At 63.5% G+C, this 21,212-nt stretch carries 27 protein-coding genes; 9 read left to right on the plus strand and 18 right to left on the minus strand.

The window, feature by feature from the left end; translation table 11 throughout:
- Positions 1–108: 108 nt before the first annotated feature.
- Positions 109–879 (minus strand): class I SAM-dependent methyltransferase, encoded by a 771-nt coding sequence (locus NKI50_RS18840; protein WP_352591160.1) that lies wholly within the window; start codon positions 877–879, stop codon positions 109–111.
- A 98-nt stretch (positions 880–977) separates the two neighbouring features.
- Here NKI50_RS18840 and gloB point away from each other — a divergent pair, with 98 nt between their 5' ends.
- Entirely contained in the window at positions 978–1,745 is a 768-nt protein-coding gene (gene gloB, locus NKI50_RS18845) for a hydroxyacylglutathione hydrolase (RefSeq protein ID WP_352591163.1), read from the plus strand.
- Between the two features lie 20 nt (positions 1,746–1,765).
- Entirely contained in the window at positions 1,766–2,194 is a 429-nt protein-coding gene (locus tag NKI50_RS18850; protein WP_352591166.1) for a cupin domain-containing protein, read from the plus strand.
- A 184-nt stretch (positions 2,195–2,378) separates the two neighbouring features.
- Here the strand turns inward: NKI50_RS18850 and NKI50_RS18855 are convergent, their stop codons facing one another.
- The 5 genes from NKI50_RS18855 to NKI50_RS18875 form a co-directional block, all read right to left on the minus strand.
- Positions 2,379–2,963 carry a short chain dehydrogenase gene (locus NKI50_RS18855; protein ID WP_352641332.1) on the minus strand — a complete coding sequence of 195 codons (585 nt, stop codon included), beginning with the start codon at positions 2,961–2,963 and terminating at the stop codon, positions 2,379–2,381.
- Positions 2,960–3,322, minus strand: coding sequence for a MerR family transcriptional regulator (locus NKI50_RS18860; protein WP_352495627.1), 363 nt, complete (start codon positions 3,320–3,322; stop codon positions 2,960–2,962). Before NKI50_RS18860 ends, NKI50_RS18855 begins: the two co-directional genes overlap by 4 nt.
- A gap of 181 nt (positions 3,323–3,503) precedes the next feature.
- Positions 3,504–4,172 carry a lysoplasmalogenase family protein gene (locus tag NKI50_RS18865; RefSeq protein WP_352641328.1) on the minus strand — a complete coding sequence of 223 codons (669 nt, stop codon included), beginning with the start codon at positions 4,170–4,172 and terminating at the stop codon, positions 3,504–3,506.
- On the minus strand, positions 4,172–5,077 hold the full coding sequence (gene yddG / locus NKI50_RS18870; RefSeq protein WP_352641325.1) for an aromatic amino acid exporter YddG: 906 nt from the start codon (positions 5,075–5,077) through the stop codon (positions 4,172–4,174). The genes NKI50_RS18865 and yddG overlap by 1 nt, the downstream gene beginning before the upstream one ends.
- A gap of 40 nt (positions 5,078–5,117) precedes the next feature.
- Entirely contained in the window at positions 5,118–5,909 is a 792-nt protein-coding gene (locus tag NKI50_RS18875) for a DUF3108 domain-containing protein (protein ID WP_352495630.1), read from the minus strand.
- Positions 5,910–6,526: 617 nt separating this feature from the next.
- On the opposite strand from NKI50_RS18875, the gene rpmB reads away from it, so the two are divergent.
- The 3 genes from rpmB (at position 6,527) to NKI50_RS18890 (ending at position 8,334) form a co-directional block, all read left to right on the plus strand.
- A complete protein-coding gene (gene rpmB, locus NKI50_RS18880; protein WP_006328411.1) occupies positions 6,527–6,823 on the plus strand; it encodes a 50S ribosomal protein L28 in 297 nt (98 codons plus the stop codon).
- A gap of 75 nt (positions 6,824–6,898) precedes the next feature.
- Positions 6,899–7,579, plus strand: coding sequence for a queuosine precursor transporter (locus tag NKI50_RS18885; RefSeq protein WP_352717303.1), 681 nt, complete (start codon positions 6,899–6,901; stop codon positions 7,577–7,579).
- Positions 7,580–7,662: 83 nt separating this feature from the next.
- A complete protein-coding gene (locus tag NKI50_RS18890) occupies positions 7,663–8,334 on the plus strand; it encodes a spermidine synthase (protein WP_352717305.1) in 672 nt (223 codons plus the stop codon).
- 55 nt (positions 8,335–8,389) lie between these two features.
- Here NKI50_RS18890 and NKI50_RS18895 read toward each other — a convergent pair whose 3' ends face one another.
- The 6 genes from NKI50_RS18895 to NKI50_RS18920 all read right to left on the minus strand — a co-directional run bounded on the left by NKI50_RS18895 (position 8,390) and on the right by NKI50_RS18920 (position 14,100).
- Positions 8,390–8,872, minus strand: coding sequence for an SRPBCC family protein (locus tag NKI50_RS18895; protein ID WP_352483490.1), 483 nt, complete (start codon positions 8,870–8,872; stop codon positions 8,390–8,392).
- Positions 8,869–9,237 (minus strand): ArsR/SmtB family transcription factor, encoded by a 369-nt coding sequence (locus tag NKI50_RS18900; RefSeq protein ID WP_352483563.1) that lies wholly within the window; start codon positions 9,235–9,237, stop codon positions 8,869–8,871. Before NKI50_RS18900 ends, NKI50_RS18895 begins: the two co-directional genes overlap by 4 nt.
- Positions 9,238–9,428: 191 nt before the next feature.
- A complete protein-coding gene (locus NKI50_RS18905; RefSeq protein WP_352591175.1) occupies positions 9,429–10,454 on the minus strand; it encodes an esterase-like activity of phytase family protein in 1,026 nt (341 codons plus the stop codon).
- Positions 10,451–12,349, minus strand: coding sequence for a cobaltochelatase subunit CobT (gene cobT, locus NKI50_RS18910; protein ID WP_023721130.1), 1,899 nt, complete (start codon positions 12,347–12,349; stop codon positions 10,451–10,453). The genes NKI50_RS18905 and cobT overlap by 4 nt, the downstream gene beginning before the upstream one ends.
- An 11-nt stretch (positions 12,350–12,360) precedes the next feature.
- Positions 12,361–13,347 (minus strand): cobaltochelatase subunit CobS, encoded by a 987-nt coding sequence (cobS, locus tag NKI50_RS18915; protein ID WP_023721131.1) that lies wholly within the window; start codon positions 13,345–13,347, stop codon positions 12,361–12,363.
- A 123-nt stretch (positions 13,348–13,470) separates the two neighbouring features.
- Positions 13,471–14,100: a J domain-containing protein gene (locus NKI50_RS18920; RefSeq protein WP_036238769.1), complete on the minus strand. Its 630-nt coding sequence runs from the start codon at positions 14,098–14,100 to the stop codon at positions 13,471–13,473.
- Positions 14,101–14,233: 133 nt separating this feature from the next.
- Between NKI50_RS18920 and NKI50_RS18925 the strand changes: the two genes are divergently transcribed.
- Positions 14,234–14,536: a BolA family protein gene (locus NKI50_RS18925; protein ID WP_023721132.1), complete on the plus strand. Its 303-nt coding sequence runs from the start codon at positions 14,234–14,236 to the stop codon at positions 14,534–14,536.
- A gap of 5 nt (positions 14,537–14,541) precedes the next feature.
- Here NKI50_RS18925 and NKI50_RS18930 read toward each other — a convergent pair whose 3' ends face one another.
- From NKI50_RS18930 to NKI50_RS18955, 6 genes are all read right to left on the minus strand, one after another.
- A complete protein-coding gene (locus NKI50_RS18930) occupies positions 14,542–14,934 on the minus strand; it encodes a type II toxin-antitoxin system VapC family toxin (protein WP_352642980.1) in 393 nt (130 codons plus the stop codon).
- Between the two features lie 2 nt (positions 14,935–14,936).
- The gene (locus NKI50_RS18935; RefSeq protein WP_023721134.1) at positions 14,937–15,170 is read right to left on the minus strand and encodes a type II toxin-antitoxin system Phd/YefM family antitoxin; all 234 of its coding nucleotides are present in this window, start codon (positions 15,168–15,170) and stop codon (positions 14,937–14,939) included.
- A 155-nt stretch (positions 15,171–15,325) separates the two neighbouring features.
- Positions 15,326–16,135 (minus strand): alpha/beta hydrolase, encoded by an 810-nt coding sequence (locus NKI50_RS18940; RefSeq protein WP_352717308.1) that lies wholly within the window; start codon positions 16,133–16,135, stop codon positions 15,326–15,328.
- A 40-nt stretch (positions 16,136–16,175) separates the two neighbouring features.
- Complete coding sequence (locus NKI50_RS18945) at positions 16,176–17,072, minus strand: HlyC/CorC family transporter (protein ID WP_023721135.1); 897 nt, start codon at positions 17,070–17,072, stop codon at positions 16,176–16,178.
- On the minus strand, positions 17,069–18,190 hold the full coding sequence (gene aroB, locus NKI50_RS18950; protein ID WP_352483487.1) for a 3-dehydroquinate synthase: 1,122 nt from the start codon (positions 18,188–18,190) through the stop codon (positions 17,069–17,071). The genes NKI50_RS18945 and aroB overlap by 4 nt, the downstream gene beginning before the upstream one ends.
- Positions 18,187–18,789: a shikimate kinase gene (locus NKI50_RS18955; protein WP_352483486.1), complete on the minus strand. Its 603-nt coding sequence runs from the start codon at positions 18,787–18,789 to the stop codon at positions 18,187–18,189. Before NKI50_RS18955 ends, aroB begins: the two co-directional genes overlap by 4 nt.
- Positions 18,790–18,951: 162 nt before the next feature.
- On the opposite strand from NKI50_RS18955, the gene NKI50_RS18960 reads away from it, so the two are divergent.
- From NKI50_RS18960 to NKI50_RS18970, 3 genes are all read left to right on the plus strand, one after another.
- The gene (locus NKI50_RS18960) at positions 18,952–19,101 is read left to right on the plus strand and encodes a hypothetical protein (RefSeq protein WP_023721139.1); all 150 of its coding nucleotides are present in this window, start codon (positions 18,952–18,954) and stop codon (positions 19,099–19,101) included.
- On the plus strand, positions 19,098–20,015 hold the full coding sequence (locus NKI50_RS18965; protein ID WP_352495633.1) for a site-specific tyrosine recombinase XerD: 918 nt from the start codon (positions 19,098–19,100) through the stop codon (positions 20,013–20,015). The genes NKI50_RS18960 and NKI50_RS18965 overlap by 4 nt, the downstream gene beginning before the upstream one ends.
- 99 nt (positions 20,016–20,114) lie before the next feature.
- A complete protein-coding gene (locus NKI50_RS18970) occupies positions 20,115–21,065 on the plus strand; it encodes an acetyl-CoA carboxylase carboxyltransferase subunit alpha (RefSeq protein ID WP_023721141.1) in 951 nt (316 codons plus the stop codon).
- Positions 21,066–21,212 lie beyond the last annotated feature (147 nt).

Raw genomic sequence — 21,212 nt, forward strand, 5'->3', positions numbered from 1 at the left:
GCGGTGCTAAACCCCGGTCATAGGATCGACCGCGTATGCCTTCAATCGGGCAGCGAACCCGTCCGCGACAGATAGGTGAGAAAAAGCCTGCGTCGGATCACGAACGCGTCATCCTGGCGACGCCGGACGTTCGGCCGGCGACAGCCGGCCAAGCGTCGGCGCACCATGCGGCGAGAGAACCGGCACGAAGACGCGGCGGGAGGCGCGCTGCGCCACCGGGACGCCCTGATAGAGCCGCTTCTGCGCCTCGACAACGATGACGCCCGAAAAGATCGGCCAGAAGCGCCGGCCGGCACGTTCCAGCACATTGTGGAACTGCATCATGAAACGTCGCGGCGACGGCGGAAAGAATAGCGCATCGGACCATGCCGCCGGCGTGAAATTCGCTTCGCGCAGCAATTCGGTCAACTGGCCGCGCGAGAACGGCCGGCCATTGCCGAAAGGCGTATGCTCGAAGCGCGCCCAGACGCCGCGCCGGTTGGGCACGACGATGACGACACGGCCGGCCGGCGACAGCACCCGCCAGATCTCGTTCAGCGTCTCGCGCGGGTTCTCGACATGTTCGAGCGAATGGACGAGCAGCATGCGGTCGATACAGGAATCGACCAGCGGCAGCTCCTCGTCGAAGACCAGCGCGGTCGCCGTCGGCCCCGTCGCCGGCCAGACCACCGCGCCCTGCGTCGCCGGCATGAAGGCAAAGACACGCTCGGCATCGCTGCCGAAGCGCTCCAGCCACGGCAAGGTGTAGCCGAGGCCGACCAGCCGCTCGTTGGGCACGACAGCCCATATCGAGGACAGGGCCATGGTGATCGAGCGTTCGGCCAGGCGCCCGAGCGTGGTCGAATAGAAGGAACGGAGGTCGACAATATCTGAATGCATGGGCGGAACGGTAGCTTCGAAGCAGTCCAAGTTCAACAAAGGCAGATGACATCGGCTGGCAGGCGCCCTATGTCTGCGCCTGTAAACGGAGAGATATGATGCCGGTCGAGATCGAACAATTCATGTGCCGCAGCGACAATTTCGGCGTGCTGGTGCATGACCCCAAAAGCGGCCAGACGGCGCTCATCGACGCACCAGAAGAGGCGCCGATCCTGGCCGCCATCAAGCGCACCGGCTGGGCGCCGACGATGATCCTGACCACCCACCACCATCTCGACCACGTCGAGGCCAATCTGGCGCTGAAGGAGCGTTTCAAGCTGCGCATCGTCGGGCCGGAAGCCGAAAAGGCAAAGATTCCCGGCATCGACGAAACCGTCGAGCAAGGCTCGGTCGTCCACCTCGGCGATGAGCGGATCGAGGTCATCGCCACACCCGGCCACACCGCAGGCCATGTCACCTATCACCTGCCGGCGTCAAAAGTGGCATTCGCCGCCGATACGCTGTTTGCGCTCGGCTGTGGGCGGCTGCTCGAATGCAAGCCGCCGGTGATGTACGAATCCCTGAAAAAGCTCGCAGCGCTGCCGGCCGAGACGGTCGTCTATTGCGGACATGAGTATACGCTGGCCAACGCCCGTTTCGCGCTGACCGTCGACCCGACCAATTCGGCGCTGAAAGAGCGTGCCGCCAAGATCGAGGCGCTGCGCGCCGACGGCAAGCCGACGCTGCCGACGACGATCGGCGAGGAACTGTCGACCAATCCGTTCCTGCGCTGGCACGATCCGGCGATCCGCAGGCATCTCGGCCTGGAAAAGGCCTCCGACGCCGAAGTGTTCGCCGAGATCCGCAAGCGCAAGGACAATTTCTGAGCGGCACCAGGAGCTAGGGCATGACCAGTTCCGCCGAAATCATCGCCCTGCTCGGCCTGAAGCCGCATCCGGAAGGCGGCTGGTATGCCGAAACCTTTCGCGACGGCGCGGCAGGCACGCGCGGCCATTCGACGGCGATCTATTTCCTTCTGGAGAAGGACCAATTGTCGGCCTGGCACCGGGTCAAGGACGCGGCCGAGGTTTGGCACTTCTATGACGGTGCGCCGCTGGCGCTGTCGATACATCGAGAAGGCGGTCCCGTCATCGAGGAGATCCTTGGCACGGCGCTTGCCGCAGGCGAGCGGCCGCAGATCGTCGTGCCGGCAGGCTGGTGGCAGTCAGCACGCAGCCTCGGCGAATGGACCCTGGTCGGCTGCACCGTGGCGCCGGGTTTCGATTTCTCCGCCTTCGAACTGGCCGAACCAGGCTGGCTGCCGGGCACGCCGTAGTGGTGAAGACCTGACGCTTGGTACCCAACGACAACAGCCGCTCAGGATGGAAAGCCGTCGTTCAGGTTGTCGCAAGAGTCACTCTCGAACCTCCGAAATTTTGCAACGGAAACTACCCTTGATATTCAGGGGGCGACCAATATGTCCCAACACTTAGGATTTCTGCGAAACTACCCGACGATGATCACTTGGCCGGTGATGGCCCCTTCCACGCTCTTCGCATAGGCGAGCCCCACCCGTTTCGACGAAACGGGCTCGTGACCGGGGAACCACTCGCCATATCTCGGCACGACACGTCCAGAAGTCCGGGACTCACAACATTGATGCGAAGACCGCGCGGCATCTCGATCGCCGCACCAAGGACAAAACCGCCGAGCGCGCCGTTCGCTGTTGCCGCCCCTGTTCCCATCCGAATGGGATCGCGGTCGAGCACTCCGCTAGTCAGTGTGAACGAGCCGCCATCGCTGACAGTGGCCAACCCTGCCAACACCAGATTGACCTGGCCCATGACCTTATGGCGCAGGCCAAGCATGAACGTCTCTTCGGTGTACTTGCCAAGCGGCCCGAAATGGACATTGCCTGCGGTAGAGATGACGGCATCCACTTTGCCACATTTGGCGTACATGGCATCGAGCGATGCGCGGTCAGCCATATCAACCTGAAAGTCGCCACTAGAGCGGCTGGCCTTGATGATCGCGTGGCGGGAACCCAACTCGTCGCAAACCGCTTTGCCGATGTCACCTTCCGCGCCGACGACAATAATTCTCATGATATTTCTTCTGCCATCTCGTCATATCGTTTGAGCTTGTAGGCAAGGAGTTCGGCGCAGCCATCCAACGCAGCTCGCCGCTTGTCCAGATGCGCTGCGTGATCAAGAAGAACCGCTTTCCGTTCGGGCAGAGTCTCGCTGCCCCGCTGATAAAGCCGCGCAAAGTATCGCATCTGCTCCATGGGCATACCTGTCTCGCGCAGCGAGGACAGGAGTATTAGCCATTCGACGTTCTCTGCCGAGAAGTCCCGCCTCCCGTCACGTCCTCGCCTGACCTTCGGAAGCAAACCCAATTTTTCATAATAGCGGATAGTGTCGATACCCAGTCCGCTTGTAGCTGCCGCCTCCGAAATGCGCATGTGTCGCCTACCCTGCCGATTGTGCGCTAGGCTACCAAGCTGGAGCAGCTCTAGGTCAAGCGAGAATTTTTACCCTCTGATCTGACGACCTCGAGGATTGCGTCACAAAGGCTTGCCCATGGGCACCAGGCGTCGGATCTTTCGCCGTTTGCAGGCCGGCATCATCTGAATATCGACATGCCTAGCCTAAAACGAAACCCAGGGTGATCGCCAGCTGGCCGGCGTAATACAGCGCCCAGACCGCATGGCGCATCCAGGCACGGTGCGGCGAGATGGCGGGCAGCAGGAACTTTTCCGCGGCAAGCAGCCCGTCGGACAATATGAGCAGGGCGACGCCACCGATGACCCAGGCACTACTCAGGGTAAGCGCGCCAATGCCCATGGCGAGAATTGCCGCCACACGAAGGCCTATCGGCAGGCGCAGTGCCGGGCCGACGCGGCGCCGGAGCGCGAAAACCATCGCCAGCACCAACACGACCATCGCCAGCACGATCGCTGCCCGCCACGGCTCGGCCAGAAGCAGCCCGAGGCCGCCGCCGGCACGCAGGAACAGCACGAAGTAAAGCACATGAGCGGCAAGAAAACTGGCCGCGCCGCCAAGAAATGCCTTCTCGCCGTCGCGCGACAGGAAGGCGTCGCCGACGGCGCTGACGCCCAGTGCGGCGACGAGCAGCCATGGGCCGCTCTGCTGCACGACCAGCACCGCCAGCATCGCCGCCGCCAATGTCCTTGCCGCCGACCGCGAAAGACGCGGCGGCATGCCGAGGCTGACCGCATAGATCACCGCCGCCGCCAATGAAAACAGCAGCGTCGCATTGGCATTGGCATCGATGCCGCCGGGAAACGGCATCAAGCGTTTGCCTCGCTCGTGGCCCTCTTGCGCAGCAACAGCGATTTCGCCGCCAGTGCCGCGCCGCCGGTGATCAGCACGCAGGCGGCGAGGATGCGCCATGACGGCTCGGCGAAGCCGGCGGCGATCAGCACCAGTGTCGACAGCAGCGGCGCGGCGTAGCTTGCCGCCCCCAGCACCTGGATGTTGCCGCGCTTGACACCGATGTCCCAGGCATAGAACGCCGCCCCTACCGGCATCAGACCGAGGCCGAGCACGGCCAGCCACTGGCCGGCGCCGTTGGGCAGCACCGTTTCTTCCAGCAATAGATGGCAGACGAGCGAAAGTGCCGCCGTGGCGGCGCAGAACCAGGTGACGATGCTGGTCGGCACCGACGGGAAGCGCCGCGATAACAGCGAATAGGACGACCACACCACGGCACAGACGGCGGCCATCGCATAGCCGAAGGCATAACGTGCATCGAAGGCAAGTCCGCCGCCCTTGGTGACGATCAGGACCGTGCCGGCAAGGCCGAGCAGCGCGCCGACGATATGGTTCCAGGCCAGCCGCTCGCCAGGCATCAGCGCCGATCCCAGCACGATCAGCAGCGGCCACAGATAGGCGATAAGGCTGGCCTCGACGGCCGGCGCATTGCGCAGCGCGGTGAAGTAGAAGAAGTGGTAGCCGAACAGGCCGGCAATGCCGATCACCCAGACTTTGCGTGGTATTTTGACTTGGCGCGGTATCTTCGCGGCGCCATCGGCTGCCGGCATGAACAGCCGGGCAACCAGGCCGACGCAGGTGCCGATCGTAAAGGTGATTGCCGAAAGCAGGAACGGCGGCACCGAACCCGAAGCATCCGTAAACAGCGCCAGCAGCGCCCACATGGCGACCGCGGAGAAGCCGATCAGTGTTGCGCGCGCCATACCCGTCGCCCCGTGGCCCATTGGCGGCGCACCATCACGCCTATTCGTCTGCTTCGAACCGCTCCGCGCTGACCGTCAACGGGCCGATTTGCGTGCTGACCGTGGCGCGGATCGGCGCATATACGCCGCTTTGGCCGACCGGTGCAAACGTCACCATGATGCGGCTGCGTTTCTTCAGGTAGTTCAGCGCCTTGCGGTTCTTGCGGTAGCCGGCCACCGGCTCGAAACCCAGCCTGCAGGTGACCGTATCGCCCTCGTAGCCGGCCACCGAGATCGACCCTTTCGACTCGTAGGTCAGTTTCAGATCGGCACGCATTTCGCCGTCATAGAGCTTCACCGTGCGCCCGCAGACCTGGTCGAGGCTGTCGGCATGGATGACGGTCGCGGCCATCGGATCGAGGACGGATACGAGATCGCTGCCGACCAGCGGTATCCAATTCTCGGGATTGCGCTTCTTTGGCTCAGGCACGACCTTGGTCGAGGTGACCACGCCGTTGGCAAACTGGATGTCGATCATCGACGCCTTCTTGCCGGACGTGTAGTCGGCGCGAAACGCCTGCGGCTGCAACTGCTTGCCCGAAATCTTGCCCTTCGATGAGATCGTGCCTCGCGTATCGTCGAACAATGTGGCGAGCCCGGCGCTGGAGACGCTGCCCTCGATCGAATAGGTGTCGCCCTCGTAATGGCTGGAGAATTTCGCCTTGGCCACGGAAAGGCCGAGGAACGACACCGAATACTCGCCCGTGAAGGATTGCGGCTCGGCGGCCGAAACCGTCGTCGACAGCGCGACGGCGAACAGCACGACCAGGGCATGGAGGAAAGAACGAGGCATGGCGGGTCCTTGATTGTCGACCGGAGACGGGCGATCTGGCATGTCCCTGTGTGACCGCTTATAGGCTGAATTCCGGCCTTTATGTGAAGGCGGCGTCGGCAGGGAACGCTGGGGCTGGTCGGTGGGAGGTGACGGAAGCCAGAAATGAAAAACCCGCCTCGGCGGGCGGGTCGTCGGCGCGAATCAGCACCATACCCAAATTAGTAGCATAGCTGCCGGCACAAAGCAAGAACAAAATGTGGCGCTCGATGAATTTGTCGATCTCCCCCTTGCGGAGGAGATGCCCGGCAGGGCAGAGGGGGTGGGAAGGATCGCCAAGATCCAGCTTATCCTCCCAGTGCCGAGAGTTTTGGCTGCAACGGAGCTAAGTCGGAGGGACAGCACCCCCTCTGGCCTGCCGGCCATCTCCCCCGCAAGCGGGGAGATCGGCAGCTTCGCCACTGGTGCTCATCTCTTGAAGGTGCAATTCCCTCTCCCGAACCAACCCCAAGCTTGACGCATCGGCGAAATGCAACTATGGAACGCCAACTTTTTCCATAAGGCCGCCTGACCGAAACCGCGCGCCACCCGGCGCGGGTCGAATGTTTGGCCAGGACCGAGAACCGAAGGTTAGTATCATGTCCCGCACCTGCGAACTCACTGCCAAGGCAGTCATGTCCGGCAACAATGTGAGCCACGCCAACAACAAGACCAAGCGTCGCTTCCTGCCCAATCTCGTCAATGTGACGCTGATCTCTGAAGCGCTGAACCAGAATGTGCGCCTGCGCATTTCGGCCAACGCGCTGCGTTCGGTCGAGCATCGCGGCGGCCTCGATGCCTTCCTGGCCAAGGCCGATGCCAAGGAATTGTCGCAGCGCGCGCGCCTGTTGAAGAAGCAGATCGCCAAGAAGCTCGCCGAACAGCCGGCCGCCTGAATTTTTCGGCGGCAGCCGCCTTCCGATCCGAACTCCGGATCGCGTTCCGCTGGTTCCATTACCCAGGATAAAAAAATGATTTTCCTCTCGCGATACCTGCCCTTCGTGGCCGCCATGGCGCTCGTCGTCGTGGCCTCGAACATCCTCGTGCAGTTTCCGATGCAGGGCGCAATCGGCGGGTTGTCGCTGGCCGACATCCTGACCTGGGGCGCCTTCACCTATCCGTTCTCCTTCCTGGTCACCGATCTCGCCAATCGCCGCTACGGCCCGGCGGTGGCGCGCAGGATCGTCTTTGTCGGGTTCATGACAGCGGTGGTCTGCTCGATCGTCATCCCGCCCTTGCTGTTTCGCCACGGCCTGATCGAATTCGAGACCGCCGCCGACCGGCTGGTGCGTATTGCCGCGGCGTCGGGTGCGGCCTTCCTCACCGCGCAATTGCTCGACGTCACCGTGTTCAACCGACTGCGCCGGCAGAGCTGGTGGCGCGCGCCGATCGTCGGCACGCTGGTCGGCTCCGTTTTCGATACGGTGGTGTTTTTCACCGTCGCCTTCGCGGCGGCTTTCGCCTTCGCCGGGCCGAACGATGGCTTTGCGCTGGAGACCGCACCGCTCATGGGCATGCTGCCAGTCGAGACGATGCGCTGGATATCCTGGGCGCTCGGCGATCTCAGCGTCAAGCTGGTCATAGCGGTGGTGGCGCTGATCCCCTACCGGCTGCTTGCCACCCGCTGGAGTCAGCCGGCACTGGCGGCATAGAGCATGATCCTGAACCGAAGGTCCGCGTTAGCGAAAAGTGGGAACCGGTTTTCGGACAAGATCATGCTCAAAGACTATCGAGCATGATTCCCTGGCTTCAACTGGACTCGGCAAAAGCGACTGACGGCGGACAGGAGCTTCGCCTGAAACGGCGCGGCGGCGAATTCTCGATCATGCTTGGCGCCAACGAGCTGATGAACAGTCGGCTCAGCGGTTCCGAAGAGGCGCTGGCCAAACTGTCCTGCCAAAGGATTGCCGGCCGCCTGAACCCAAGCATCCTGATCGGCGGCCTCGGCATGGGCTTTACCTTGCGCGCGGCGCTGGCCGAGCTCGGCGACGATGCGCAGGTCACTGTTGCCGAACTGGTGCCGGCAGTCGTGACGTGGGCGCGCGGCCCGATGGCCGAGGTTTTCGACGGTTGCCTTGACGACCGGCGCGTCGGCATTCGCGAGGCCGATGTCGGTCAGCTCATCCGATCGCAAGCTTCGGCCTGGGACGCGATCCTGCTCGACGTCGACAACGGCCCCGAGGGCATCGTCTACAAGGCCAACGACGCGCTCTACAGCGGCGCCGGCCTCAACGCCGCACGCGCCGCGCTCAAGCCCGGCGGTGTGCTGACGGTCTGGTCGCAGGGCCCTGACGCAGGTTTCACCCGAAGGCTCAAGCAGGCGGGCTTCACGGTCGACGAGGTTAAGGTGCGGGCTCACGGCAAGCGCGGCGCTCGTCACATCGTCTGGCTCGCGAGTAAAGCATAGCGGAAGCAATTCGGGCGGATTGCTGTTTGGGCTCCGCCCGGCATGCCGACACCTACTACTTCGCTTTCTGAAGCTCGGCCGCGAGCGCCTGCAGCAGCCCGCGCGTGCCCTCTTCGCGTCCTTGCGCTGAATCAATGCCATCGAAAAACGCACCCTGTTCGGTATAGGTCAGGCGAGTGCCGTCGCCGGAGGGTGCGAGCTCGACGGTGGTGAGCGACGCCGACAGCGGCTGCGGCCCGACCGCCATCCGGTAGGAAAATACGATGCGTCGGTCAGGGACAATGTCCTGGAACTGCGCATCGAGCCTGATTTCCGGGCCGCCCTGATAGCTGAACCGCGAAACCTCGCCGCCGCCGACATGGAAATCGAAGGTGAACTCGGCGATGGTGAAGCCGTCACCTTCGACGCGCCAGCGCCGCACTGTCGCCTTGTCGGAAAAGGCGAAGAAGACGCGCTCGGGCGATTGCGGATAGGTCCGCTCGATCGTGAAGGTCGAATGGATGACGGAGTGGTCGTTCACGGGCGCAATCTGGTTCATTTCTCTTCGTCCTTTTCCTGGTCGTGGAGTGTTGCGTTCGGTTGGTCAGTCTCCGCCAGAATCTGGCCGAGACGGTCGAGGTGGCGTTCGGCCGGCGTGCGGCGCGCGGCGATCCAGTCGGCGAGCGGGGCGAGCCCGCCGGGCTCGATCCGGCAGGTGCGCACGCGTCCGATTTTTTCGCTGCGGATCAGCCCGCACGCTTCCAGCGCCTGGAGATGCTGGAGCACCGCGGCGAAGGTCATGCCGAACGGCTCCGCCAGCTGGCTGACGGTGGCCGGCCCGCGGCCCAGCCTTTCCAGGATTGCCCGCCGCGTCGGCTCGGCAAGAGCCCGCAGGATGCTGTCGATCTCGGAATAGTTAAGCATGGACTTGAGTATTTCGCCGATGACACAAATTGTCAAGCCACAACTAAAGTATTTTTGCAGATGGTGAGAGCCGGTTGGAAACGCGCGACGCGGGTCATTGCGAGGGGAAATCGCCATGGGAAATTGCATGCGCTGCGAAACGGCGCGGAAATGCCAGCATCGCCAACAGCCGATCAATGGCCGATCGCGCGTCAATCCTCGTGCAGGATGAATTCCAGATAGAGGTTGCGCTGCAGGATCGAGTGGTTGTCGTCGGACATCAGCGACACGATCAGCGCGCCGTCGTCGCGGGTCCAGACGTCGAGCGCTTCCATGTTGTCGATCTGGTAATCCATGTCGGCTTCAAGCAGCACCGGCCCGTCGGCGACGGCGCCCTTCTCGACGCTTTCGCCATAGATGCGCCGCAGCCGCATCTTGACGCCGCCGGCCATCGAAAAACTGCGCTCCAGAAGCAACAGGTCGCCATCCGGCAGGAAGGCGCCGTCGGTGATGTCGAAGTCGCCATTGCGCTTGACGGTGAAGACGCCCTTATGCGGCCCTTCGATGATCGCCGCGAAGATGTTACCGGCCTTGTCGAGGCTCTTTTCCGACACCACGACCAGCCCGCCCGCGTGCTGTCCGTAAGGATGGGCGCGGGCGACGGTCTCAAAGCCGCGATTGCGGCGAAGTTCCCAGGCCGGGATCAGGAAGTCCAATTGCTTGAACGGCGCCTTCATGTCGTCCGGATCGATCTTGACCTCTGCGATACGGTGATCGCGCTCGAAGCCGACCGTGGCGATGCCGTCCTGGACCGCGAGGCCTTCGGCATCGACCGCCCATTTCAGGTCGATGGCCTGGCCGGCCGCATCGACCATCTGCTGCATGCGAAAATTCTGAATGCCGGAAGGCCGCTTGTCGGCATCGTGGACAAGGGTGCCGAAGAACCAGAAGCCGGTATCGGCGACGCCGATGAAATCGCTGCCCGGCTTGAGGAACCGAAGCGCGGACAGCGCGCCGAAATCGCGCGTCGGCGAGGTCATTTCGAGCCCGCCGACGAATTCGAGCGGCCCGAACTGTTTGTCCGGCCGGCCGATATGGAATTCGCTGATCGGCCGTGCCGAGATTTCGGCCGGCTCGACCGGGGCCGGCCCGGCAGCGACAGCCGGCGCCAAACTGATGCCTGACAACGCAATGGCGGCCAAAAGCGTCTGCCAAAGGCCGCCGCGGGAAAAAATCATCCGGCGCGCCGCATGCCGCCGCGCCGCGTGTCGCGCACGGTTTCCTCGGCGAAAAGCGAGGCCAGTTGCTCGGTCATGGCGCCGGCCAGTTCTTCGGCATCGACGATGGTGACGGCGCGGCGATAGTAGCGGGTGACGTCGTGGCCGATGCCGATGGCCAAAAGCTCGACCGGCGAGCGCGTCTCGATGAGCTCGATGATGGCGCGCAGATGCCGCTCGAGATAATTGCCCGGATTGACCGACAGCGTTGAATCGTCGACCGGCGCGCCGTCCGAGATCATCATCAGGATCTTGCGCTGCTCCGGCCGCGCGATCAGCCGGTTGTGCGCCCAAAGCAGCGCCTCGCCGTCGATGTTTTCCTTGAGCAGGCCCTCGCGCATCATCAGGCCGAGATTGCGGCGCGCCCGCCGCCACGGATGGTCGGCGGATTTATAGATGATGTGGCGCAGATCGTTGAGCCGGCCGGGGTTCGGCGGCTTGCCTTCCTTCAGCCATTTCTCGCGCGCCTGCCCGCCCTTCCAGGCGCGGGTGGTGAAGCCGAGGATTTCGACTGAGACGCCGCAGCGTTCCAGCGTGCGCGCCAGGATGTCGGCGCAGGTGGCCGCGACCGTGATCGGCCGGCCGCGCATCGAACCCGAATTATCGAGCACCAGCGACACCACCGTGTCGCGGAATTTGGTGTCGCGCTCCTGCTTGAAGGACAGAGGCTGCATCGGGTCGATGACAACGCGCACCAGCCGCGCCGGATCGAGATAGCCCTCTTCGAGGTCGAAATCCCAGGAGCGGTTCTGCTGCGCCATCAGGCGGCGCTGCAGCCGGTTGGCCAGCCGCCCGACGACGCCGGAAAGGTTGGCGAGCTGCTTGTCGAGAAAGGCGCGCAGCCGGTCGAGCTCCTCCTCCTCGCAGAGTTCTTCCGCACCTACGGTCTCATCGAAGGCCGTGGTGAAGACCTTGTAGTCGATCTCTTTCGGCAGATTGGTGAAGGGATTGTCGTTGCGGCGCGCCTCGCCGGGCGTCTCCGCGTCGGCGTCGTCATCGTCGGAAAGGTCGTCGGCAGTGGCGTCGGAGGCCTCGGTCTCGGCCGATTGCTCGTCGTCGGACGATGCCTCGGTATCTTCGGACTGCGACTGCTCGGAGCCGGAATCGTCTTCGCCGCCCTCCTCGCTCTGCTCCTCGCCTTGCGGCTGGTTTTCGTCGTTGTCCTCCGAGTCTTCCGTCTCCTGGTCGTCGCCGAGTTCCTCGGCCATTTCCATGGAGGCGAGCATTTCGCGCACGACGCGGGCAAAGGCCTGCTGGTCGTCGAGCTTTGCCGACAGCCCGTCGAGGTCGGCGCTGGCCTTTTCCTCGACCCAGGGGCGCCAGAGATCGACCAGCCGTTCGCCGCTCTTCGGCACAGTGCGGCCGGTCAGCTTTTCGCGCACCATCAGCGCCAGCGCTTCCTCGATCGGCGCGTCGGCCTTGTCCTTGACGTCGACGAGGTTGGCCCTGGCGTATTTGTCCTCGAGCATCGAGCCTATATTGTCAGCGACGCCCTGCATGGCGCGAGAACCGATCGCCTCCACCCGGGCCTGCTCGACCGCGTCATAGATGGCGCGGGCCTGCTTGCCTTCCGGCGCCAGCCTGGTGTGGATGCGCGCATCATGGCAGGCGCGCTTCAGCGCCATGGAATCGCCGAGCCCCCGGGTGATGGCGATATCGGCTTTCGATGCCTTCTTCGGCAGTTCGGGCAGCCGGGCGCGGCTGCCGGCCAGCGCCGGCCGGTCCTTGGCGAAGCCGACTTCGAGGTCCTTGTCGCCGGCGATGGCGCGCATGCAGACGGTAACCGCGCGCTTGAAGCTGTCGTTCTCAGCGCCGGTCTTGGATTTGTTTCGCGTGTTGTCGCCCGGACCCGCCATCGAGACTCTGCTTAGCCCAGCACCACATTGGCAGCCGATTCCGGCAGATCTTCGCCGAAGGCGCGCTGGTAGAACTCGGCGACCAGCGAGCGTTCCAGCTCGTCGCATTTGTTGAGGAAGGTCAGCCGGAACGCCATGCCGATATTGCCGAAGATCTCGGCATTCTCGGCCCAGGTGATGACCGTGCGCGGGCTCATCACCGTCGACAAATCGCCGTTGATGAAGGCCGAGCGCGTCATGTCGGCGACGCGCACCATCTTGTTGACGATCTCCTTGCCCTTGCCGTCGCGATAGTGCTTGGCCTTGGCCAGCACGATGTTCACCTCATTGTCGTGCGGCAAATAGTTCAGCGTGGTGACGATCGACCAGCGGTCCATCTGCGCCTGGTTGATCTGCTGGGTGCCGTGATAGAGGCCGGTGGTGTCGCCCAGCCCAACCGTGTTGGCGGTCGAAAACAGCCGGAAGGCCGGATGCGGGCGGATGACCCGGCTCTGGTCGAGCAGCGTCAGCCGGCCCGACGATTCCAGCACGCGCTGGATGACGAACATCACGTCCGGACGCCCGGCATCGTATTCGTCGAAGCACAGCGCAACATTGTGCTGATAGGCCCAGGGCAGGATGCCGTCGCGGAATTCGGTGATCTGCAGCCCGTCCTTGACGACGATGGCGTCCTTGCCGACGAGGTCGATACGGCTGACATGGCTGTCGAGATTAACGCGCACGCAGGGCCAGTTGAGGCGGGCGGCGACCTGCTCGATATGCGTCGATTTGCCGGTGCCGTGATAGCCCGACACCATGACCCGGCGGTTGTAGGCAAAGCCGGCGAGGATCGCCATGGTCGTGTTCTTGTCGAACAGATAGTCCGGGTCGATGTCGGGCACATGCTCGCTCGTCACCGAATAGGCCGGCACCACCATCTTGGAGTCGAAGCCGAATGTCTCCTTCACCGACACCGTGGTGTCGGGCAGGTTGGCGATGTCGCGATCGACCTTGTTCATCTCTATCAACGTCTCCACAAGCGAAACGCCGCGTTTCGCTGGCAATCGATTTTGTTCGGGGGCGGTCTTAGAGCCTTTTCCAACCTTATGAAAGTTGGAAAGCGACACGAACCGTAAGGTCGCTCAGCACAAACCTGCCTGCTTGAGCACGCGATAGGCCTGGAGCACATCGCGGAACCGGTCTTCCGAACCTCTGTCGCCGCCATTCGCATCCGGATGGTGGCGTTTCACAAGTTCCTTATAGCGCGCCTTGATATCCTTGCCAGTCGCCTTTGTATCAAGGCCAAGCGTTTCCAGTGCCTTGGCCTCAAGCGGCTTGGCCTTGCGCTCGCGTGCTTCGCGCGGGTCCTTCGGGCCTTTGAACAGATCGAACGGATCGCGCATGCGGTTGTAGTAGCCGGCGCGACCGGAGCGCGCCTGGGCGAAGTCGGGCGAGGAGCGTGTCGAAGCACCGTTGACGCCCATTTTCCAGGTCGGCCGGTGGCCGGTCATGGCCTCCTTCTGGAAGCGGGCAATCTCGGTGTCGGGAACGCCCGAGAAATAATTGAAGCCCTTATTGTACTCGCGCACATGATCGAAGCAGAACTGGAAGTACTCGCCTTCCTTCATGCGTCCGACCGGGGCGCGGTGGGTGCCGGCCTCCTTGCAGCCATCCCACTGGCAGATCGGCGAGCGCGACTTCAGCTCCGCGTCCTTCTCCGGGCGGATGCGAATCTTTTCGAAATATTTTGGGTACGGCTTCATCTCACCCATTTATGGGCTGTTCGCTGATGCGAAACAAGAATTGACATTTTCGCGATGATCGCCCTAACCGCTGAATCGCGGCATAAAACCGGCGAACGGCGAATTTTGTGTGATGACATAGATGTGGTGAAGGGAAGCGGCGATGTCCATACAGGCAACGATGGAAGACAAGCTGAAAAAGGCGTTTTCGCCGGAACGGCTGGCCGTCATCAACGAAAGCCATCTCCATGCCGGCCATCATCATCTGGATTCCGGCCATCACGCCACCTTCGACGGCACCGGCGAGACGCATTTCCGCGTCCGCATCGTCGCGCCCGCCTTTGCCGGCATGAGCCGCGTCGAACGCCACCGCGCCGTCAACGCATTGCTGGCCGAGGAATTGAAATCCGGCGTCCATGCCCTGGCGATCGAGCCGGCGGCGCCCGGCGAAAAGACCCGCTGGTAGTTGCCCTACCAGATTGTCTTTACATATCGATAGTCTCGCAGCTTGTGATCCGCGGTCACCAAAGGTGCCGCAAATTTTCGACTGGTCGCAACAATGATCCGATCAGCCGGATCCTTGTGAAACTCTCCCGGAAGTTCGGTACTAGTCACGGCGATCTCATTGTCGACGGAAATGAAGCTCAATTTTTCAAGCTTGCTGACCGTCGCCAGCCATTCACCCACATCCATCGATAGCAGGAGACGCCCCCTGGAAACCAGCATGGCGATTTCCCATGCTGATATCGAGGAGATCAAAATCTCGCCGCCTAACCTCTCCCGCTCGATTACGCGAAGTGCTGGTTCTGAAAGCAGATCGGTCTCACCGCCGACCCAGCGGACGAGAACATGCGTGTCCAACACGATCAATTGCTGGCTTCCCAATCATCTTCGGCCACCGGATCCGTCGGGCGGTCGTAACGCAGGACAGACCCACGCAGCACCTCCAAAGGGTCGCGCGCAACCGATTCATAGCGTCGTATCTCTAATGTGGGCTGGCCGTGATCGGTCACAATGATTGGCTCGCCTGTCGTTTCAACCTGACGAAAATACTCGAGAGCCTTTGCCTTGAACTTCGATTTCGACACCTGCGCGGTCATGCGCCACCTCAATGAACAAAATTGCCGTTCACCATATAGGGTCAGATGTGACCACGGCCAATGACCATAGTCACAAAAATCGCTTCGGCTTTAGCCGGCCCTCGTTCCCGCGTCTGCGCGCCCCTCACCTGCCTGCCGCCATCCAAACTGGTAACTCAGCCGAGGCTCGCCCTCAGGAAAGCCATCACCGCGGCGGTCAACGCATCGCCTTCGGTGCCGAAGTCGCGATTGATCGACATGTGCGAATAGGCGCTGCCATCGAACAGCGTGACCCTGGTTCCGGTGGCGCCCAGACGCCCGGCAAAGGCCTGCGCGTCCGCCGCGCGGGTTTTCGCCCGCGAATAGGCGATGAACGTCGGCGGATGCTTGCGGCCGTCGACATAGGTGACCGGCGACAGCGCCCGCCACTGCGCCGGATCGGGAAAGGCGCGGGCATAGACCCCTGCCATGCCGCCGCTCCTGGCCAACGCCTCCAGATCGTAGGCCCTGGTATCGTCGAGGACCAGCGCCGCGACGCCGGGCAGGCCGCCGCGCAGGCCGGTCAGCGCGACGAGATGGCAGCCGGCCGAATGGCCCATCGCGACGATCCGGTCCGGATCGCCGCCATGGCTGGCGATGTTGGCGCGGACGTAGCGATACGCCAGTTCGACATCGGCGGCCTGGGTGGCGACGTCGGCTTCAGGCAGCGTCCGGTAGTCGATCGAGACGAAGCAGAAGCCATTGTCGAGCAGGAATTGCGGCTTGGAGTTGACGTTGTTGCGGTTGCCGACCCGCCAGGCGCCGCCATGGACGAAAAAGACGACCGGCAGGCCGCTTGCGCCATCGCGGGAATAAATGTCGAGCTTGGCCGGCCCATAGTCGAAGGTTTCGGGTGATGGCGGACGCAGCTGCAATGCCGCTGCAGCCTGACCCGGCAGCAGCGCCGCCATCCACACCAGAAGCAGGGTTCGCCGATCGATTGTCATAGACTCCTGACTGCCCACGGCTGCCATAAGGCGTGCACTGTCATTCGCCAAGCATCGCCGGCTTGATCCTCAGCCGCGCGATCCGATTCTTGTCGCGTTTCATGACGACGAAGCGCTTGCCGTGAAACGTAAAGGCCTGCTTTTCGTCCGGAATCGACTGCGCCTCGTGGATGACAAGGCCGGCAATGGTGGTGGCTTCCTCGTCCGGCAGGTTCCAGTCGAGCGCCCGGTTGAGGTCGCGGATCGACACCGTGCCGTCGACGACGACGGAGCCGTCGGCTTCCTGCTTGACGCCCTGGATGTCGATGTCGTGCTCGTCGGCGATCTCGCCGACGATCTCCTCGATGATGTCCTCCAGCGTCACCAGTCCCTCGACCTCGCCATATTCGTCGACGACGATGGCGAAATGCGCCTTGCGGCGCAGGAAGGCGTTGAGCTGCTCCTGCAGCGTCGTGGTGTCGGGCACGAACCACGGCCGCGACGCGATCTTCATCACGTCGATCCTGGAGAAATCATTGCCGACCTCGTTCAGCGCGCGCAGCAGGTCCTTCGCGTGCAGCACGCCGACGATGTTGTCGAGCGAGCCCTTCCACAGCGGCATGCGGGTATGCGGGCTCTGCAGGATCTCGCGCACCACCGCTTCCGGCGGGTCGTCGGCGTTGACCGAGCGCATATTGGTGCGGTGGACCATCACGTCCGACACTTCGAGCTCCTCAAGGTCGAACAGGCCGCCAATGCGGGCACGATCCTCGCGCACCACCTGGCCGTCGCGGCGGAAATCGTCGACGGCGCCACGCAATTCCTCATGCGTCGAGCGCTGCGGCTCGATACGCTGCAACTCGTAGCCGAAGGCGGCGAACAGGTGCCGACGCAAGACGAAGCCCAGCAGGCCGAGGCCGGCAAGCGCAGCAGCCGCGATCCAGCCGGCCTGGCTCATCCCGGATGGTTCTCCCCGAGGAACGCCAGCACTTCCGAGGCCGGCACATCCCTGGCGATGAAGGCCTGACCGATGCCGCGCGTCAGGATGAAGGTCAGCGCGCCGCGCGACACCTTTTTGTCCTGGGTGATGAAGGAGAACAGCTTTTCGGCGTCAGGCAATTCGCCTGGAATGTCGGCCATGCACCACGGCAGGCCGACGACGCGAAGGTGCGCCTCGACGCGCGCCGCATCGTCGGGGCTCGCCAAATTGAGCCTTGAAGAAAAACGGTGCGCCAGCGCCATGCCGATGGCAACGCCCTCGCCATGCACCAGCCGCGTGCCGTCATAGCCGGTCGCCGCCTCGAGCGCGTGACCGAAGGTGTGGCCGAGATTGAGCAGCGCACGGTCGCCGGTCTCGAATTCGTCGCGTGCAACGACGTCGGCCTTGGCGCGACAGGCCTCGGCAATCGCTTTTGCCCGCTCCGGCCCGCCGGCAAACACGCGAGACCAGTTTTCCTCCAGCCAGGCGAAGAACTCCGGCCGGTCGATCAGCCCGTATTTGGCCAGTTCGGCATAGCCGGCGCGAAACTCGCGGATCGGCAGCGTGTCGAGCACTTCGGTGTCGGCCAGTACCAGCCTCGGCTGGTGAAACACCCCGACCAGGTTCTTGCCGCGCTTGCTGTTGATGCCGGTCTTGCCGCCGACGGAGGAATCGACCTGCGCCAGCAGCGAGGTCGGGATTTGCACGAAGTTCATGCCGCGCCGCGCGATGCCGGCGGCAAAGCCGGCGAGGTCGCCGATGACGCCGCCGCCGAGCGCGACGACGACATCGCCACGCTCCAGCTTGGCGGCCAGCACGCCGTCGACCACCTCTTCCAGGTGCGCAAAGCTCTTGGTCTTTTCGCCGGGCGGCAGCGTGATGACTGCATGTTGGATGCCACCGCTTGCCAGGCCGGCCGCAAGCGTTGCGAGATGCGCGCTAGCGACGTTTTCGTCGGTGACGACCGCCGCCCTTGTGCCCGGCAGACGGCGCGCAATTTCGGCGCCGGCGCGTGACAGCAGGCCGGGGCCGATCAAAATGTCGTAGGTACGCTCGCCAAGCCCGACTTCGACAGAGACCGTTGCATCAGCGCTCACGACCGCACCTCGTCGATGTCGGCAACGCCGAGATGGCCGCGCAGCGCGTCCACCACTTCGGCGGCAATGATCTCCTTGCGGTCGTCGCGGGTCGGCACGATGACATCGGCCGCGGCGTAAACCGGGTAGCGTTCCGCCATCAGCCGCTCCAGCACCCCCCGGGGATCGGCGCTTTTCAGCAGCGGCCGGTTCTGCTTCTTGGAAACGCGCTCCATCAACAGGTCGATCTCGGCCTTCAGCCAGACCGAAACGCCATGGCTGGCGATCGCCTCGCGCGTCTGCGCATTCATGAAGGCGCCGCCGCCGGTCGACAGCACCTGGGGCCCGTGCTCCAGCACGCGCAGGATGACGCGCTGCTCCAGTGCCCGGAACTCCGCCTCGCCATAGCGCTCGAACAGGTCCGGGACGCTCATGCGCGAAACACTTTCGATCTCCTGGTCGCTGTCGATAAAGGGTAGCGCCAGCATCGCCGCCACCTTGCGGCCGATCGCCGTCTTGCCGGCGCCCATCAGCCCGACAAAGACGATGGAACGGTCGCCCAGCCGGCCGAGCAGCGCGGCATGGCTCTCGCCCGGAGGGTTTGCTGGTAACGCGTTCATGTTTCTAGGGCCTCTTTGCCGGCGTATCGACATCAAAAGCCTGTTTGCGTCAAGCGCGGCGCGCCCGGGACCTGTTATCGGCTTCACCCTTGAATTGGTGGGATTGGCGTCTCATAAGGGCACAGGGTTGGAAATGCAGAACAAGACGACGGGCGAAAATTAATGCCGACACTGTTTCGCTTTGTCGTGACGCTCGTGATTCTGGCCGGCATTGTCTACGGCGCGATGTTCGCCCTGGTCATGTTCGTCGAGCCGAGAAAGGCGGAAATGAGCGTGCGTATCCCTCCGGAAAAGCTCAATCCCAAAAAATGAACAGCGCCGCCCGCATCGAAGCCTTTCTCGAGATGATGAGCGCCGAGCGCGGCGCTGCCGAAAACACGCTTTCCTCCTATCGCCGCGACCTCGAGGACGCTTCCGCCGGGATCGGCGGCGGGCTCGCCGCTGCCACCAGCACCGACATCCGTGCCTATCTCGACGACATCGCCGCGCGCGGCTTTGCCGCCACCTCGCAGGCGCGCAAATTGTCGGCAATCCGTCAGTTCTTCAAGTTCCTCTACGCCGAAGGCCTGCGCGGCGACGATCCGACCGGCACGCTGGACAGCCCGAAGAAAGGCCGGCCGCTGCCGAAGACGATGAGCGAGGCCGATACCGGCCGGCTGCTCGACCGCGCCACGCAGGAGGCGATCGACCCCTCGCTCAACGACGACGACAGCCTGGCGGCGCTGCGCCTGCACGCACTGGTCGAGGTCCTCTACGCCACCGGCCTGCGGGTTTCGGAGTTGGTCAGCCTGCCGGTGACGGTGGCGCAGCGCGACGACCGCTTCTTCATGGTGCGCGGCAAGGGCAACAAGGAACGCATGGTGCCGCTGTCGGCCAAGGCGCGCACGGCGATGCGGACCTGGCTTGCCGCACGGGCGGCGGTGCCGGCTCTTGCCGACAGCCCGTTCCTGTTTCCGGCCGCCTCCGAAAACGGCTATCTCTCGAGACAGGTCTTTGCCCGCGAGCTGAAAGGGCTTGCCGCGCGAGCCGGCATTGCCGCGGCGAAGATATCGCCGCATGTGCTGCGCCATGCTTTCGCCAGCCATCTGCTGCAGAACGGCGCCGATCTCAGGGCCGTGCAGCAGCTGCTCGGCCATGCCGATATTTCAACGACGCAGATCTACACCCATGTGCTGGAGGAGCGGCTGGTGCGTCTGGTCAACGATCATCATCCGCTTGCCGACTAGGCGTCATGTCGCTATGTGAGAACGACGTTCCACCGCGCCCAGCCTGCATTTTCGGGCTTGCGTCAGTCATTGCCTTCCGACTTGCCGGTTCGCCCAAGAATGTACAATTACCTCGATTTCGAAAAGCCTGTGCAGGATCTCGAAGGCAAGATCCTCGAGCTGAAGAAGCTTGCCGAGAACGGTGAGGCGGTCGACGTCGGCGATGAGATCGCCCGTCTCGAGAAGCGCTCACGCGATGCGCTGCGCGACGCCTATAAGGCGCTAACGCCATGGCAGAAGGTGCAGGTGGCGCGCCATCCGGACAGGCCGCATTGCATCGACTACATCAAGGGCCTGCTTACCGATTTCACGCCGCTCGCCGGCGACCGCAATTTCGGCGAGGACCAGGCGATCGTCGGCGGCTTCGCCCGCTTCCGTGGCGAGCCGGTGGCGATCATCGGCCAGGAAAAAGGTTCCGACACGGCAAGCCGGCTGAAGCATAATTTCGGCTCGGTGCGGCCGGAGGGCTACCGCAAGGCGGTACGGCTGATGGAACTCGCCGACCGCTTCCAAATCCCGCTGCTGACGCTGGTCGACACTGCCGGCGCCTATCCCGGCGTCAACGCCGAAGAGCGCGGCCAGGCGGAAGCCATCGCCCGCTCGACCTCAGCCTGCCTTGGCCTGAAGGTGCCGTCGATCTCGGTGGTGATCGGCGAAGGCGGCTCCGGCGGCGCCATAGCGATCGCCACCGCCAACCGCGTCTACATGCTCGAACACGCCATCTATTCGGTGATCTCGCCGGAGGGCGCCGCCTCGATCCTGTGGCGCGACACCACCCGGTCCAGGGATGCTGCGACCAACATGAAGATCACGGCGCAGGATCTGCTGGAGCTGAAGATCATCGACGCCATCGTCGCCGAACCGCTCGGCGGTGCCCATCGCGCCCCCGAAACGGTGATTGCCGCCACCGGCGACCTCATCGCCAGGACGATGAAGGAATTTTCCGGCGCCAACACCGACTTCCGCGAGCATCGCCGCGAGAAATACCTGGCGATGGGCCGCAATCTGTAGCCAACGCAGGTGCGCGGCCTGAAATGTGACGGCGTGGAGCAATTTCGCCACAAAAATGCCGCTGCGTTCGTCACAGTGAGCTTGCCGTAGGGGACGCGCCAATTTCGTTTGGGGCAAGAGGGCTGCTTGGCGCAAGGTCGCTTGCGG

The sequence above is a fragment of the Mesorhizobium sp. M0563 genome (assembly GCF_040321065.1).
Taxonomy (GTDB): domain Bacteria; phylum Pseudomonadota; class Alphaproteobacteria; order Rhizobiales; family Rhizobiaceae; genus Mesorhizobium.

Bases quoted from the DNA above. Each gene is read 5' to 3' on its own strand.
- NKI50_RS18840 (WP_352591160.1), bottom strand. From the start codon at position 879: ATGCATTCAGATATTGTCGACCTCCGTTCCTTCTATTCGACCACGCTC.
- gloB (WP_352591163.1), top strand. From the start codon at position 978: ATGCCGGTCGAGATCGAACAATTCATGTGCCGCAGCGACAATTTCGGC.
- NKI50_RS18850 (WP_352591166.1), top strand. From the start codon at position 1,766: ATGACCAGTTCCGCCGAAATCATCGCCCTGCTCGGCCTGAAGCCGCAT.
- NKI50_RS18855 (WP_352641332.1), bottom strand. From the start codon at position 2,963: ATGAGAATTATTGTCGTCGGCGCGGAAGGTGACATCGGCAAAGCGGTT.
- NKI50_RS18860 (WP_352495627.1), bottom strand. From the start codon at position 3,322: ATGCGCATTTCGGAGGCGGCAGCTACAAGCGGACTGGGTATCGACACT.
- NKI50_RS18865 (WP_352641328.1), bottom strand. From the start codon at position 4,172: ATGCCGTTTCCCGGCGGCATCGATGCCAATGCCAATGCGACGCTGCTG.
- yddG (WP_352641325.1), bottom strand. From the start codon at position 5,077: ATGGCGCGCGCAACACTGATCGGCTTCTCCGCGGTCGCCATGTGGGCG.
- NKI50_RS18875 (WP_352495630.1), bottom strand. From the start codon at position 5,909: ATGCCTCGTTCTTTCCTCCATGCCCTGGTCGTGCTGTTCGCCGTCGCG.
- rpmB (WP_006328411.1), top strand. From the start codon at position 6,527: ATGTCCCGCACCTGCGAACTCACTGCCAAGGCAGTCATGTCCGGCAAC.
- NKI50_RS18885 (WP_352717303.1), top strand. From the start codon at position 6,899: ATGATTTTCCTCTCGCGATACCTGCCCTTCGTGGCCGCCATGGCGCTC.
- NKI50_RS18890 (WP_352717305.1), top strand. From the start codon at position 7,663: ATGATTCCCTGGCTTCAACTGGACTCGGCAAAAGCGACTGACGGCGGA.
- NKI50_RS18895 (WP_352483490.1), bottom strand. From the start codon at position 8,872: ATGAACCAGATTGCGCCCGTGAACGACCACTCCGTCATCCATTCGACC.
- NKI50_RS18900 (WP_352483563.1), bottom strand. From the start codon at position 9,237: ATGCTTAACTATTCCGAGATCGACAGCATCCTGCGGGCTCTTGCCGAG.
- NKI50_RS18905 (WP_352591175.1), bottom strand. From the start codon at position 10,454: ATGATTTTTTCCCGCGGCGGCCTTTGGCAGACGCTTTTGGCCGCCATT.
- cobT (WP_023721130.1), bottom strand. From the start codon at position 12,349: ATGGCGGGTCCGGGCGACAACACGCGAAACAAATCCAAGACCGGCGCT.
- cobS (WP_023721131.1), bottom strand. From the start codon at position 13,347: ATGAACAAGGTCGATCGCGACATCGCCAACCTGCCCGACACCACGGTG.
- NKI50_RS18920 (WP_036238769.1), bottom strand. From the start codon at position 14,100: ATGGGTGAGATGAAGCCGTACCCAAAATATTTCGAAAAGATTCGCATC.
- NKI50_RS18925 (WP_023721132.1), top strand. From the start codon at position 14,234: ATGTCCATACAGGCAACGATGGAAGACAAGCTGAAAAAGGCGTTTTCG.
- NKI50_RS18935 (WP_023721134.1), bottom strand. From the start codon at position 15,170: ATGACCGCGCAGGTGTCGAAATCGAAGTTCAAGGCAAAGGCTCTCGAG.
- NKI50_RS18940 (WP_352717308.1), bottom strand. From the start codon at position 16,135: ATGACAATCGATCGGCGAACCCTGCTTCTGGTGTGGATGGCGGCGCTG.
- NKI50_RS18945 (WP_023721135.1), bottom strand. From the start codon at position 17,072: ATGAGCCAGGCCGGCTGGATCGCGGCTGCTGCGCTTGCCGGCCTCGGC.
- NKI50_RS18955 (WP_352483486.1), bottom strand. From the start codon at position 18,789: ATGAACGCGTTACCAGCAAACCCTCCGGGCGAGAGCCATGCCGCGCTG.
- NKI50_RS18960 (WP_023721139.1), top strand. From the start codon at position 18,952: ATGCCGACACTGTTTCGCTTTGTCGTGACGCTCGTGATTCTGGCCGGC.
- NKI50_RS18965 (WP_352495633.1), top strand. From the start codon at position 19,098: ATGAACAGCGCCGCCCGCATCGAAGCCTTTCTCGAGATGATGAGCGCC.
- NKI50_RS18970 (WP_023721141.1), top strand. From the start codon at position 20,115: ATGTACAATTACCTCGATTTCGAAAAGCCTGTGCAGGATCTCGAAGGC.